Source organism: Psychrobacter jeotgali (assembly GCF_904846315.1).
Taxonomy (GTDB): domain Bacteria; phylum Pseudomonadota; class Gammaproteobacteria; order Pseudomonadales; family Moraxellaceae; genus Psychrobacter; species Psychrobacter jeotgali.
In genome coordinates this window covers 2,136,541-2,149,831 of sequence record NZ_CAJHAF010000001.1, presented here as the reverse complement: position 1 = coordinate 2,149,831, position 13,291 = coordinate 2,136,541, and the positions used below count along the sequence as shown (strand labels likewise).

General features: G+C 43.0%; 14 protein-coding genes. 7 read left to right on the top strand and 7 right to left on the bottom strand.

Annotation, left to right across the window (positions count from 1 at the left end; all coding sequences use genetic code 11):
* The first annotated feature begins 139 nt into the window (after window positions 1-139).
* A complete protein-coding gene (locus JMX18_RS08815; protein ID WP_227674614.1) occupies window positions 140-1,789 on the top strand; it encodes a DUF4139 domain-containing protein in 1,650 nt (549 codons plus the stop codon).
* A 71-nt stretch (window positions 1,790-1,860) separates the two neighbouring features.
* Window positions 1,861-2,667: an NRDE family protein gene (locus tag JMX18_RS08810; protein ID WP_201586944.1), complete on the top strand. Its 807-nt coding sequence runs from the start codon at window positions 1,861-1,863 to the stop codon at window positions 2,665-2,667.
* Window positions 2,668-2,799: 132 nt separating this feature from the next.
* Here JMX18_RS08810 and JMX18_RS08805 read toward each other — a convergent pair whose 3' ends face one another.
* Window positions 2,800-3,315, bottom strand: coding sequence for an RNA pyrophosphohydrolase (locus JMX18_RS08805; RefSeq protein ID WP_201586942.1), 516 nt, complete (start codon window positions 3,313-3,315; stop codon window positions 2,800-2,802).
* A gap of 403 nt (window positions 3,316-3,718) precedes the next feature.
* On the opposite strand from JMX18_RS08805, the gene JMX18_RS08800 reads away from it, so the two are divergent.
* Window positions 3,719-4,132 (top strand): OsmC family protein, encoded by a 414-nt coding sequence (locus JMX18_RS08800; RefSeq protein WP_201586941.1) that lies wholly within the window; start codon window positions 3,719-3,721, stop codon window positions 4,130-4,132.
* Window positions 4,133-4,146: 14 nt separating this feature from the next.
* The gene (locus JMX18_RS08795; RefSeq protein ID WP_201586939.1) at window positions 4,147-4,572 is read left to right on the top strand and encodes an MAPEG family protein; all 426 of its coding nucleotides are present in this window, start codon (window positions 4,147-4,149) and stop codon (window positions 4,570-4,572) included.
* An 84-nt stretch (window positions 4,573-4,656) separates the two neighbouring features.
* Here the strand turns inward: JMX18_RS08795 and JMX18_RS08790 are convergent, their stop codons facing one another.
* The 6 genes from JMX18_RS08790 to hisIE form a co-directional block, all read right to left on the bottom strand.
* Window positions 4,657-5,724: a tRNA dihydrouridine synthase gene (locus JMX18_RS08790; RefSeq protein ID WP_201586937.1), complete on the bottom strand. Its 1,068-nt coding sequence runs from the start codon at window positions 5,722-5,724 to the stop codon at window positions 4,657-4,659.
* Between the two features lie 147 nt (window positions 5,725-5,871).
* Window positions 5,872-7,368: a UvrD-helicase domain-containing protein gene (locus tag JMX18_RS08785; RefSeq protein ID WP_201586935.1), complete on the bottom strand. Its 1,497-nt coding sequence runs from the start codon at window positions 7,366-7,368 to the stop codon at window positions 5,872-5,874.
* Between the two features lie 158 nt (window positions 7,369-7,526).
* Window positions 7,527-8,387 carry a twin-arginine translocase subunit TatC gene (gene tatC / locus JMX18_RS08780; protein WP_201586933.1) on the bottom strand — a complete coding sequence of 287 codons (861 nt, stop codon included), beginning with the start codon at window positions 8,385-8,387 and terminating at the stop codon, window positions 7,527-7,529.
* Window positions 8,374-9,117, bottom strand: coding sequence for a Sec-independent protein translocase protein TatB (gene tatB, locus JMX18_RS08775; RefSeq protein WP_201586931.1), 744 nt, complete (start codon window positions 9,115-9,117; stop codon window positions 8,374-8,376). Before tatB ends, tatC begins: the two co-directional genes overlap by 14 nt.
* Window positions 9,118-9,164: 47 nt before the next feature.
* Entirely contained in the window at window positions 9,165-9,461 is a 297-nt protein-coding gene (tatA, locus tag JMX18_RS08770) for a Sec-independent protein translocase subunit TatA (RefSeq protein ID WP_201586930.1), read from the bottom strand.
* A 312-nt stretch (window positions 9,462-9,773) separates the two neighbouring features.
* Complete coding sequence (gene hisIE, locus JMX18_RS08765) at window positions 9,774-10,604, bottom strand: bifunctional phosphoribosyl-AMP cyclohydrolase/phosphoribosyl-ATP diphosphatase HisIE (protein ID WP_201586929.1); 831 nt, start codon at window positions 10,602-10,604, stop codon at window positions 9,774-9,776.
* Window positions 10,605-11,026: 422 nt separating this feature from the next.
* Here hisIE and rpmI point away from each other — a divergent pair, with 422 nt between their 5' ends.
* The 3 genes from rpmI (at window position 11,027) to pheS (ending at window position 13,270) form a co-directional block, all read left to right on the top strand.
* Window positions 11,027-11,224 carry a 50S ribosomal protein L35 gene (gene rpmI / locus JMX18_RS08760; RefSeq protein WP_201586927.1) on the top strand — a complete coding sequence of 66 codons (198 nt, stop codon included), beginning with the start codon at window positions 11,027-11,029 and terminating at the stop codon, window positions 11,222-11,224.
* Window positions 11,225-11,330: 106 nt separating this feature from the next.
* Window positions 11,331-11,687, top strand: a complete 357-nt coding sequence (gene rplT / locus JMX18_RS08755; RefSeq protein ID WP_201586926.1) for a 50S ribosomal protein L20 — start codon at window positions 11,331-11,333, stop codon at window positions 11,685-11,687.
* A gap of 527 nt (window positions 11,688-12,214) precedes the next feature.
* Window positions 12,215-13,270 (top strand): phenylalanine--tRNA ligase subunit alpha, encoded by a 1,056-nt coding sequence (gene pheS / locus JMX18_RS08750; RefSeq protein WP_201586925.1) that lies wholly within the window; start codon window positions 12,215-12,217, stop codon window positions 13,268-13,270.
* Window positions 13,271-13,291 lie beyond the last annotated feature (21 nt).

The following is a 13,291-nucleotide window of genomic DNA, read 5'->3' as shown; positions in this document are numbered from 1 at the left end:
TAGTAATAGACTAAGAAAACCGATAATATGAAAAAGCGTGCTGAATATTGAGGAATGATTGTTTTTAAGGGAATACTATTTTAAAGGAATATCATTTTAAGGGAATACTATGCAAACGCCTTTATTAAAGACTTATAGGTTGAAGCGACAGAGAGTATCGGCAAAGTCTGATGAGCTGTTATTAAAAAGCCAATGGCTACTATGCTCTTTATTTAGCGCCGCTGCTATAGCGAGCTTGACTATATTTAGTCCGACTAGCGCCCAAGCGGCAGTTAGCAATATAGAGCAAGTGACTATCTATCAAGGTCTAGCTAGTGTCACCCGTACGCTACCTGTTAGTGGTAGCGGCGAGCAGCGCCTGGTTTTTTCTTGCTTGTCGCCCTTCATTGATAAAGACAGTTTGAGCGTACAAGCGCCTGAAGATGTGAATATTGGCGAAGTCAGTATCGAAACCTTGAGTGGTGAGCAAGCCCTTCAGTGCCAATATCAAGGTGATACGAAAGTACGGGCGCAGCAGGATAACTTAGCCAATATAAATGCTGAGCTAGAAGCAGCGCAGCTTGCAAAGTCTTATCTACAGAATCTGACTAAAGTGACTCAAATAAGTACAGAGGGCTCGCTTGCTAGCAATGCTCAAGATTTAGAGAGACAAGCGGTGGCTATTAATAAAAGAATTTTGGCTATTCAGCAACAGCGAGCTCGCGCTCAAGATAATCTAAATCAATTAATGGCAGGGAGCACTACCTCGAATCGTAATACGGTGACCCAAGTCAGTGTCCGTACGGCAAGTCGAACGCCAACTACGCTTAAGCTACATTATCAAGTGCGCGGCGCTGGCTGGGAGCCCACTTATCAAGCACGGCTCAATACCCAAAATCAGCAGCTGATTATCATCGCATCCGCTATTATTGCGCAGCAGACCGGTGAGAATTGGTTAAATGTACCGTTGACACTGAGCTCGGTTAATCCTAAGCAAAAAACCACAGGTCAACTACCGTACGTCAAGCGTTTATCCTTGTATGAAGAGCAGTCCGAGCAGTTGGCTAAACGGGTAGCACCGCCGATGATGCAAGAAGCTTCGGTTGTCGTGGCGTCACCGATGTCTGGTTACTCAGAAGACGCGGATTCAAATAGAGCGCCGCTACCTAATTTTACGGTGAGTAGCCAAAATAAAAATGGCATCGTAGAATATCGTCTGCCGCAGCTTGTCAGTATTCCCAGTGATGGCCGGCGTGTACGTACGGTTATTGACGAGCAATTTGGTAATAGTAAGCTATGGATACGTAGTACGCCAAGTCAGGAGCAAGCAGGCTATTGGTACGCCTCAGCGCCATTTTTGACCCCAGCTTGGGTCGATGGATCGCTCCAACTCTATCGTGATAATAACTATGTTGGGCAGTCGCGTTATAGCTATCAGACTCTAAAAGAGCAGGGCATTGGCTTTGGTATTGATACCAATATGCTGGTAAAAGAGCTGACGGATGAATCCAAACAGGGTGAAAAGGGCGCATTTAATCGCACTCAAACCTTAACCACCACTCAGGCTTATCAATTTACCAATCAGCACAATCGTACTATACGTTTGCAAGTATTAGGTAGTGAGCCCATTAGCCGTGATGACAGCCTAAAAGTTACGGTAACTCATACGCCGCCGGTTACTGAGCGCAACTGGAATGACAATAAAGGTATGGTTGCTTGGGAGCTTGATTTACCAAGTAAGCAGTCGCAGGTCGTACAGTCCACTTCTCAGGTGAGCTATCCTGCTAATAAAGTGTTGGCTGGTAATTAGGGCCTGTGCTAGTAACTGAGAGCTGTTGAAAATAAAATACTAAAAGCTCATGATTAAAGGAAAGAGGTTGTATGTGTATCATTGCTATAGCGTGGCAATTATTTGATGAGATGCCATTAGTAATATTATCTAACCGTGACGAGTTCCTTGAACGTCCCACCACCGCTGTGCATCAATGGCAAGATGCGCCTATCTTTGCTGGACGCGATGATAGGAGTGGCGGCACTTGGTTAGGTATTCATCAGTATAAAGATCAAAATTCAAGGCTGGAGCAAAATGGCCGCTGGGCCGCCGTACTAAATTTCCGTGATGGGGTGCAAGCCAGTGAGGATGAGCGCTCACGTGGCGAGTTGGTAGCGGGTTTTTTGACCAGTGATTTAAGCCCGATGGCCTTTGCTAGACAAATTAATTTGCAAGATTATGCTGGTTTTAATTTGATTGTTGGTGATACCCAGCAAGCCGTTATGGTCAATAATCGTGGCTATGCGCCGACGCCGTTATATGCAGGACTGCACGTGTTATCGAATGGTCAACCGGACGACAGTTGGTTTAAGACTGAGCGCTTGCGTGGCAGATTACGGCAAGAAGTACTACCACTTATTAGCGAGGACAGCTCGCTTGAGTATTGGCAAGCTGCTGCATGGGAGGTGTTATCCGACGACCAGCAAGCCCCTGACAATCAATTGCCAGATACGGGGATAGCGCCGGAGATTGAACAATCCTTATCCTCAATTTGTATCAGTAATGCTGCATTGCCAAATTATGGCACGCGCACCCAAAGCATCTTAACTTTGCGTACTCAGCAACCCTCTCAGAACTCTGACCTAGCTAAGCCTATTGCTAGTTTGATTAGCCGCGAGTTTAAGCCTAGTATCTAAATGTTTAACAGACCCTAATTCTCATAGCTGTACTCATATCTATAAATGCAAACAAGCCCGTATCTCTAGATACAGGCTTGTTTATATACAATACATTAAATTTACCCAATAAGAATATCGCTGCAAAACAATCTACAGTAAATGATTGTTTTGCTCAGGAATAATGAGCTCCTGTTTAAGCGGTAATTCGCGTGCCAGCTCTTGTAGAGCCCGGCGGTATACGCCGCGTTTAAAATGAATCACTTGACCTAACGGATACCAATAACTGACCCATTGCCAGTGATCAAATTCAGGCTTACCCGAATCAAAGCGAATATGTTGGGTGTTCGGCTCATCTAAGCGTAGCAAAAACCATTTTTGTTTTTGCCCAATACACAGCGGATATTGTCCATGACGTACATAGCGTTTTGGCAGTCGATAACGAAGCCAATCTTGTGTTACAGCCAATAAGTCGACATGACGCGGATATAGCCCGACCTCCTCCCAGAGTTCGCGATACATTGCATCCATCGGCGTCTCCCCGCGGTCGATACCGCCTTGAGGAAACTGCCAGGCATTGTGACCAATACGTTTTGCCCACAGGACTTGTCCTTGTGTATTTGCCAAGATGATGCCGACATTGGCGCGAAAGCCGTCTGCATCTATCATGACTTAACCTTTTAAAATGTTTAAAAATAGCTTATTTTGATAGATAGAAGAGTTAGTCATAATTATTATTAGGTGACTGACTCATCATTTTCTCAAAATAAGATTAATTACCATTATTAAACCAAGAATTGACGTAAATGTGTAACCCTATTTTGCTATAAAATGTTTCACGGAACTTTATTATGAAGCAAAACTATTGAATTGTTATTATCTGTTTAAATTTAGAACGTTTGGTAAACAATGAAATCAGGAAGAAGGCTATAGATAATGTCAGTTACGCTATAAAATCTCATTTCGGCCTGTGTTACACTTACCATGTATTTTGGGCAGCAACAATCCCAAAATTAATCAATTAATATCGATAACCGTTAGACCCGTATTTTTATAATAAGGATAATTTAAGATGGCAGAGTCAAAAGCAAGCGTTACTTGGCAAGATAATAAAGCCTTTATGGGAGTTTCCCCATCGGGGCATAATGTCCAGATTGATGCAGATAAAGAGAAAGGCGCAAGTCCTATGGAGCTGATTTTGTTAGGGCTCGGTGGCTGTGCTAGCTACGATGTCGTATCAATTCTACAAAAATCGCGTCAAGAGGTACAGGATGTACGCTGTGAACTAACCGCGCAGCGCGCTGAGACTATACCAGCGGTATATACTGATATTCATTTGCACTTTGTGGTAAAAGGTCAAGATATTGCTGATAAGCAAGTCGAAAAGGCTATCAGATTATCAGCGGAAAAGTACTGTTCAGCCAGCCGGATGCTGGTACAAGGCGGCGTAAATATTACTCACGATTTTGAAATCGATGCCGGATAAGGATAAAGATGCTAATGAGTTTATTTTTTGGGTTTATCTCCGATACGGCGGCATCTGCCATTTGGGCGATGGTAGTAGCCAGCTTATTGCCGTTATTAATGGCGATGGCAGCCAAAGGTTTGGGTGGTTTCAATCTAGCTGATAATGCGCATCCGCGTAGTTTTTTGCAAAATACCACAGGAGCCGCAGCCCGTGCGAATGCCGCCCAGCAGAACAGTTATGAAACCCTGCCAGTATTTTTAGCAGCCGTTTTGGTAGCTATGCTATTCTTTGTACCCCAGACTATTATTAATACCTTAGCCTGGCTATATGTGTTGATTCGTATAGGCTTCTGTGTTGCCTATATTGCTAACTTATCGATATTTCGTTCGATACTTTGGGCACTCTCTATGGTCTGCTGTTTGATGCTGTTTTACTTAGCTATTCGTATCAGCACTTAGAGTTCAGCGCTTAGAGTATTGCCGTCTAAAATAGAGTATTCCAAAAAACGGGTTAAAGTATTAAAAAGACTATCTACACTAGATTTAAATTATTGACTCAAACGCGCTATTTTGTAGCGCGTTAATGATAGTGGCTTTGTCTTTTTCTCGTTTAATCGTATCCCACAAGCTTTGCGCTTCGCTATAGCCTTTAGTTAGCATCCCCAGCCACTGTTTGTATCGACCTACCAATACCACATCGTTTTTCGCTTGCCCTTGCAAAAATTTAATCTGATGCACTAATAAATCTTGCCATGATAAATAGGCTAAATGAGCACTGTGATTTAAATCATTGTTATTTAAATCACTATTAATAAGACCATCTTTATCAAAGTTACTGCTCAAGCTATGCTCCAACTGATCTACTTGAGCAATGAGGTCCGGACGGGTAACGGCACCGCGCCCTAACATCAGATGCTTGGTGCCGGCTTGCGCCATACAGCTTTGTGCCTGTGCGCTATTCCAAATCTCACCATTGGCAATCACTGGAATCTCAAGCGAGTTAAAGCTCTGGATTTTGTCCCAATAAGCGGGTGGTTTATACCCTTGGGTCTTGGTGCGCGCATGGATAGTCAGCCAATCGGCGCCGCTATCAGCAATGGCACTGCGAATATCATCCATTCTATTGGTATCGGTATAGCCTAGACGTATCTTTGCTGACACCGGGATATGAGCAGGAACCGCACGGCGTACTGCGCTGATAATCTCATACATAACCTTAGGTTCTTCCAGCAATACTGAGCCACCCCGATGATTATTAACGGTCTTAGCCGGACAGCCAAAATTGATATCAATAGCGGGTGCACCCAGCTCACAAGCAAAGGCGGCGTTTTCAGCCATAAGCTGTGCCTCGCTACCGAGGAGCTGCACATGAATAGGGGTGCCGGATTCGGTTTTGGCATTATGATGGAGCTCAGGTACGTATTTATAAAACACATGCGCCGGCAAGACAGTCTGAGTTACCCGAATAAACTCGCTCACTGACCAATCATAAGGGCGCCCCAAATCTGCGGCAATTTGGGTTAGAATTTGCCGCATTAAAGGATCAGTCAAGCCTTCCATCGGGGCTAGAAGACGGACGGGGTTTTTAAAGAATTGATTTGAAAATGACATATATATAATAAGCTGTGTTTAGTAATCGTAGGCTGGATTTTGAAGCCAGCATTTATATCTTACAAGGTCTTGAAGCTGGGCTAAAAGCGCCAGCCTACAAAAATTCACGCTAAGCTTAAACGTCGTAAAATACAGTCCGATGCAATATCAAGACCCATAAATCACTTTTTTCCCAGTCTGTAACCCCGATATCAAATCTTTAATATTATGAATATCCAAATTAGCTTGGGCGCGGGTACAGGCGACATAAAGCAGGCGCAGCTCTTCAGGGCTAATCTTTACCGCATTGGTGGTCAGATCATAATAAAAATCATCATCGAGCTGCACCCGTCCCCATTCAAGCCCTTTGGCCTTGTGCGCCGTTGAGATCACATAATCCGCATTTTCAATGCGAGTCAAGCTATTAACCGCTTTACTTAGTACATTGGTGCCGTGATCGTCGACCAATTTAACCAAAGTTTTGAGATCGCTACCTTCGTTGGTTTCAGCATACTCTTGCACATCAGACCAATTATAAAAATAAGCCAGCTCGGGCACTCCATAAGCGGATTTACCATTTTTTAAGTTCTGAGCCGCCTGACAGAATCTCAGCATCCGCTCGGTATCTGCTTGCAAGGCAACTCGGTGACCAAGTTTGAGACCGGTCAATAACTGCGACATAGCAGCGGCATTGGTACGACAAAGGATGGCGTCTTTTTTACTGTGTACCAAGCCTTTTTCAGTCGACGACTTTTTATTAGGATTACCTTTTAAGGGTACTTCTTCTTGTAAGGCTTTGAGTAAAGTATTGGCAATCTCAGCGATAGGCTCACCAAAGCGAAACGATTGAGTTAACAAGGTCTGTGGCAAAGGCAACTTTTTCATCGCATTGACGGCGCCGCGCCACTCATAAATTTGCTGATGAGCATCACCAACATAAATAACCTGTTTGGACTGTTGGGTCAAAATACCCATCATCAAGGGGTCAGCATCTTGCGCTTCATCGAATAAGATAAAGTCAGCTGGAATACTAGGTTTAGATAATGCCCACAGTTTAAGATAGATATCATGACCAATACCCGCTGGATGGCGCGCGTCAATAGACTGTAGCCAGCGCTGTTCAACGGCAGGGTAGAGCATTTCACGCAGCTGCTCGCTATCCGACTCATCAAGCCAGCTTGGGAATAATAAATGTCTAGGTGCCGGATAGCTGGCGTGAGTGCTGCAAAAGTTACTGACCGCATCGCTGACAAAGCGTGAAAGCCGTGCTGGAGTCAGAGTAATGTATTTATTTAATCCCTCCATTTGCCGCCGCACTTGCACTGGCTGTAAGCCCAAATCATCACCTAAACGTTTGGGTGAGAATCTGGGTAGGGACAACTTGGCGGTGATATCACGTGGTACATGCCGATAGGCCAGCGAGTGAAAAGTGCGACAATCGACATGACCGGGGAATTTTGCGCGCGCATCGTTAGCAATAGCTTTGTTAAAAGCCAAATACAAGCCGCGTCCACGCAAACGCTCCCCGATTAGTTTCAGGGTGGTGGTTTTACCTGCACCGGCATAAGCCACTACTTTAAATGACTTTTGATCCATTGCCATATTGAGGGCGCTCAGCTGCTCATCGGTAGGGTCACTCATATAAGCGGGCATTGATGCGGACATAAAAACTTACCTAAATGCTAAAGCATGAATAAAAATAATGGGGGTAAAAAAAGCCACTGCATAGATAAAACAATGGCTCATAAATTAAAAGGAGTAGAGGGGGTCATCAATTCAACTGAATAAGTTTATTTGACTATATATTATTGATTGTCTTGATATTATTGACTGTCTTGGGGTAGTGATACCGCTGCACTTTTCTTCTCTTTTATCAATACTTTTGCTAATAACAATCCCAGCTCAAACAATAGCCACATAGGAATAGCCAACATCAACATGGATACCCCATCGGGCGGGGTAACGACTGCGGCAATAGCAAAACAGCCCACAATAATATACCTTCGTTTGTCTTCTAGGCTTTTTATAGAGACTAGACCTACTAATATCAGTAAGAAAGTCACTACTGGAATCTCAAAGGTTAAGCCAAAAACCATAAATAGTTTCATAGCGAAACTTAGATAGCTATCAATATCAGTCATTGGCAACACATTCTGCGGCGCAAACATGATAAAGAACTTCAATACGCCTTTAAGTACTACAAAGTAGGCAAAAGCCACCCCAGCATAAAATAAAAATATTGATGAAAGTAGTACCGGAATAGCAATTCTCTTCTCTTTCTTATATAACCCCGGCGCTACAAACGACCAAATCTGATACAGGATATAAGGCATGGCAAAAAAGGCCGCCACAAATATAGTTAAACGAATGGGCGCCATAAAGTTTGAAGTAATATCAGTAGCGATCATGGTCGAATTAGCTGGCAGCTGAGCGACCAATGGATCTGATAAAAAGTCATAGAGCTCACGTGAAAAGCCAACTAAAGCTAAAAATATGATCAATACAGCAACTGATATCCTGATTAAATGTGCACGTAAGTCAATTAAATGCTCAGTAATAGGCATATCTGCTAGAGTATCCATCACACTATCAGACTGACTGGCTTTATCATTAGTTATTGCGGCATCAATATCTGGATCCGTTAGCTTTTCTTGCCGACTTTTTTGGCGTTTAAATAGCTTCATTACTTCCCTCCTGCTTATCTAAAGAGGGAGGAGGATTCGATAAGGTTTCCGTTGCATTGTGCTCTGTTTTTTTATCAATACTTCGGCTTGTACTGTCGATATCACTAGCGTTGGAATGATGCAACAAAGCATCGGCTCGATATTTAGGTAAATACGGCGCTGCAGGCAGGCGACGGGCTTTATCATACGCTCCAAGCTTGAACCACATATTTTCCCAAGGTTTGGTAATAATGGGTGCTACAATTGCGGGAGTAGGGTCATCTAGCGCAGTAGTTGCTAAAGCATCATCCAATGGGCTATCTATGTCTTGCTCATTTACAGCAGCGGCTTGTTTTTCATAGGCGTAAGAAAAGTCTTTAGGCGCACTGTGCTGAAAATCTTCTTGCTGATGATCACTTGTATCAGGCTGAGTAGACGAGGAAGAGTCGGTCTTTAGACTTTCATTCTGAGAATTTTCAAACTCTCTCATACTGCCACGCAGTTCATCCATTTGCCGCTTCATATTAGCTTCAGTTTGACGGATTTTAGCCAGCTCTTGTTGCATCTGTTGCCGCGTTTCCGCCAAATCAAGCTCAGCTTCTATTTCTGATTGTAAGGTCGAGACCGTACGACGTAGTTTGCCATACCATTGCCCAGCCGTGCGTGCAGCCTGTGGTAACTTCTCAGGACCTAATACTATTAAAGCTATCACACCGAACATGAACAGCTCAGAAAACCCGATATCAAACATAATGGTTAAATATCACTCTATAAATGCAGTAATTAAAACTGCGTGTTTTATACTTTATGCTGATCATCGACAGAGGTTGAGCTGACTTTTGCGTCTTCAACCTGAGTACTGGTGTGAGCATTTTCTGCAGTAGGGGTTCGGCTGTCTACTTTTTGACCGCTGGTATCATGATCAAGTACACGATGCTTTTTGGCATGTTCTGCCTCTTCGTCTTTGACCGCTTCTTTAAAGCCTTTTACTGCACCGCCTAAATCCTTGCCGGCATTTTTGAGTTTGGAGGTACCAAATACCACTACCACCACCACCAATAAAATAAGCCAATGTGTAATGGAAAAACTGCCCATAACGTTATCCTTATGTCTGAGTGAAACTAATGTATATTATAGCATTTTAAGCGCAGTAGCCGCTGGCTATAAATAGGGCGTGTTCAATAAGTTTAAAATGTTCAAAGGGTTAACTCCAAATAAAATAGAGTTAGTGAAGGATAGTTATATTATAACGTATGTTATTGATAAAAATGAAAAACTCTTTAGTCGTGTCAGATAATTAATATCCTAAAATGGCTTTTTATTTCAATAACTAGTTTTCAATTAGTAGGTGTTGTCAACTAATAAGTATTTTAACCGTCATTTATTTTAACCATTGTTTATTTTTAACTATCGTGACGCTTTTTCATCGATGCCCGACAACCCAAAGCGGCGTGCAAGCTCAGCCAATACCGCCTCTGACTCAATATCGAACCAAGCTAACCCTACTAGGGTATGAAACCAAACATCGGCCACTTCATATATAAGCTCATGACGCGCCGCTTCAAATTGGCTCTTATCTAGCCGCTGATCACAGTGAGCCAAGTCTTTAGCCGCTATGATGCTCTCGGTAGCTTCTTCACCCACTTTTTCTAATATCTTATTAAGACCACGCGCATATAAGCTTGCGACATAAGAGCTATCAGCATCTGCTTGTTTGCGCTCTGTGAGTACCCGGTCGAGTTGACTCAGAATCGCTTCACCAGACATATTATGGTGAGCTTCGGACTCTGCGCTTTGAGCAATGCTGTCTTGAGAGCTAAAAGGTTCAGCCGCCGATGTATTATAAATCTCCGCTGGGTCTTTTAACACCTTATCAACCGTTTGCCACTTAGGCTCTGCACCTGATAAGTCCAGACGCTGATAAAAGCAGGATTGGCGTCCAGTGTGACAAGCGATGCCGCCTATTTGGGTCACGCTAAGGACGATAACGTCGGCATCACAGTCTAGACGGATATCATGTACTTGCTGCGTATGACCAGAGGTCTCTCCCTTATGCCACAGCTTGGCGCGCGAGCGTGAAAAATAAACCGCCGTTTGCGTTTCTGCCGTCAATTGCAACGCCTCGGCATTCATCCAAGCCATCATCAAAATCCGTCCAGATGTATAATCTTGGGCAATAGCAGGTATCAGACCATCAGTATTAAACTTTATAGCATCTAGCCAATTAGGTTCGGTCATAATTTATCGTCGTATAATAAGTGGATAGTAAAATCTAAATTTTAAAATGAATCAACTATAGGCTCTAAGCGCTTTTTGCCAATAAACCATCATACAGGGCTGGAATAAGCATCGCAATATGGCCTGATATTAACCAAAATTGAAATCAGGTGTAATTATAACGGCTATGATTTGATTGATGGTAACTAATAAATATTTATCAAGTATTTATCAGGGTGTACTGGGTTTTGCACTTTGGTTTTAGTGGATATTAACTTCTAAAGATAACAGGCAAAGATATGCTTGGCAAAATGATGGCACATCTGTTAAAATACCGCCTCCCACCTCGAGGCAAATGGTTGATTAACGGTTGTTTATATAAAACCTGCTGATATCAACGGTTTGACGACCAGGTTCTAACACAGATAAAGAGGCAGATCTTCATGAAAGTAAAGATGAAAACCAGAAGCGGTGCCGCTAAACGCTTCAAAAAGACAGCCAATGGCTTTAAGCGTAAGCAAGCTTTCAAAAGCCATATTTTGACCAAGAAATCACCTAAGCGTATTCGCCAATTGCGTGGTCTGAAGATGGTACATAAATCTGACGAAGCAGCTGTTCGTCGTATGTGCCCTTATCTCTAAATCGACTACCGTCATTTATAGTTAATAAAACGTATTTGACTTTGAAATTTGGTAAATAGACAACATCGTTTGTCGCTTAATAATGATTAACATCTTGGAGTAAATTATGGCCCGTGTAAAACGTGGTGTACAGGCAAATCGCCGTCACAAAAAAATCTTAAAACGCGCAAAAGGTTACTACGGTGCCCGTTCACGCGTCTATCGTGTAGCGGTACAAGCAGTAACTAAAGCTGGTCAATATGCTTATCGTGACCGTCGCAACAAAAAACGCTCTTTCCGTCGCCTTTGGATTGCTCGTATCAATGCTGGTGCCCGTCTAAATGGTTTAAGCTATAGCCGTTTTATCAATGGTTTAAAGAAAGCTGAAATCGCCATTGATCGTCGCGTACTAGCAGATATTGCTATGCATGATGCAGCTACTTTTGGCGTATTGGTCGAAAAAGCAAAAGCGGAATTGGCCTAAATATTAACTGCTCTTTAGATATTTAGCCGCAAGGTTGGTGTTTAAAGATCAAGATAATATTAATTAATAGCACGATATTAATAAAAGCTGCCGCTAGTCGGTGGCTTTTTTTATAACTGTTATTTGCTGATTGGTTACCGCTCCCTAGATTTCTATTATACTGACTAGAGCATGGATTAGAGCGACTTCCACTTAATGACATCTGACACGGTCTAAATATTCAAATTATTCATCGCAATTATATAGTCAGTTGAATGCAAAACTGTTATAGATTTGAACGCGCTGCTGGTATAAATTTTACTTGCGTGCTGCGTCCTTTCGATGCTGCATAAAATTCATCCCAGCAGCGCTATGACATTTTTAAAGTGTATCGACTATAGCCCTAAATGACATAGTAAATAATTTGCAATATTTGGTCAAACCCTTACAATTACTAGGCATGTGCTCAATTAAATTATAAGCCAAATATACCCATAGTCTAATTGAAGCCAACCCTTATACTGTTTAAATCAGGAATGATGCGTCTTATGACTAGCCCTGTTGCCACCAACGATTTGTCGGCGCTACCGACCCTTTCTACTGAGCTGCATGACATTAATGAAGAGCAGCTGAACCACTTTGCTACTGCTGCCGAAACCATGATAGCGCAAGCTATTGATGTGCCAGCGCTACAAAATCTACGAGTGCAATTTACCGGTAAAAAAAGCGCACTAACCGGCTGGTCGAAACAGCTGGGCAAGCTTGATAGTAGCGATAAAAAAACCTATGGTGGCTGGCTACACGGGGTGCGTAGCCGTATTCAGGAGGCTTTGAGCGCGCAGCAACAGCAATTAGAAGCTGATGCCTTGAGCGCTAAGCTGGAAAGTGAGCGTATCGATATCACTCTGCCGGCGCGCGGCGGTCAAAAGGGTCATTTGCATCCCGTCACTATGACTGCCCAGCGTATGCAGCAGTTTTTTGTGCAAGCGGGCTTTAATGTAGCGACAGGGCCTGAGGTAGAAAGCGACTATTATAACTTTGAAGCGTTAAATATTCCGGCGCATCATCCTGCCCGTGCTATGCATGACACCTTTTATTTTGATGCACACTATCTGCTGCGTACCCATACCAGTCCGGTACAAATTCGTACTATGGAGAAAAAAGCACCGCCAATTCGTATTATCTGTCCTGGCCGTGTTTATCGTAATGACTCTGACCAAACGCATTCGCCGATGTTTCATCAGTTAGAAGGTCTTATGGTCACAGAATCGAGTACCTTTGCTGAGCTTAAAGGGTTGATCAGTGAATTCTTAGAGGCATTTTTTGGTAAACAGCTAACCGTACGTTTCCGTCCTTCGTTCTTCCCGTTCACTGAGCCTTCAGCTGAAGTTGATATCTTAGATGATAACGGCAAATGGCTGGAGGTGATGGGCTGCGGTATGGTGCATCCTCAGGTGCTCACTAACTGTGATATCGATGCGGATAAATATACTGGCTTTGCCTTTGGTATGGGCATCGAGCGTTTTGCTATGCTTTATTATGGCATTGATGATTTGCGTTTATTTTTCCAAAATGACGTCCGTTTTTTAAAGCAATTTAGTTAAGATTGTAGCTCTAAAAAGTCA

Bases quoted from the DNA above. Each gene is read 5' to 3' on its own strand.
- JMX18_RS08795 (WP_201586939.1), top strand. From the start codon at position 4,147: ATGAGTTTATTTTTTGGGTTTATCTCCGATACGGCGGCATCTGCCATT.
- JMX18_RS08810 (WP_201586944.1), top strand. From the start codon at position 1,861: ATGTGTATCATTGCTATAGCGTGGCAATTATTTGATGAGATGCCATTA.
- JMX18_RS08805 (WP_201586942.1), bottom strand. From the start codon at position 3,315: ATGATAGATGCAGACGGCTTTCGCGCCAATGTCGGCATCATCTTGGCA.
- JMX18_RS08785 (WP_201586935.1), bottom strand. From the start codon at position 7,368: ATGTCCGCATCAATGCCCGCTTATATGAGTGACCCTACCGATGAGCAG.
- tatB (WP_201586931.1), bottom strand. From the start codon at position 9,117: ATGTTTGATATCGGGTTTTCTGAGCTGTTCATGTTCGGTGTGATAGCT.
- rplT (WP_201586926.1), top strand. From the start codon at position 11,331: ATGGCCCGTGTAAAACGTGGTGTACAGGCAAATCGCCGTCACAAAAAA.
- hisIE (WP_201586929.1), bottom strand. From the start codon at position 10,604: ATGACCGAACCTAATTGGCTAGATGCTATAAAGTTTAATACTGATGGT.
- JMX18_RS08800 (WP_201586941.1), top strand. From the start codon at position 3,719: ATGGCAGAGTCAAAAGCAAGCGTTACTTGGCAAGATAATAAAGCCTTT.
- pheS (WP_201586925.1), top strand. From the start codon at position 12,215: ATGACTAGCCCTGTTGCCACCAACGATTTGTCGGCGCTACCGACCCTT.
- rpmI (WP_201586927.1), top strand. From the start codon at position 11,027: ATGAAAGTAAAGATGAAAACCAGAAGCGGTGCCGCTAAACGCTTCAAA.
- tatA (WP_201586930.1), bottom strand. From the start codon at position 9,461: ATGGGCAGTTTTTCCATTACACATTGGCTTATTTTATTGGTGGTGGTG.
- JMX18_RS08790 (WP_201586937.1), bottom strand. From the start codon at position 5,724: ATGTCATTTTCAAATCAATTCTTTAAAAACCCCGTCCGTCTTCTAGCC.
- tatC (WP_201586933.1), bottom strand. From the start codon at position 8,387: ATGAAGCTATTTAAACGCCAAAAAAGTCGGCAAGAAAAGCTAACGGAT.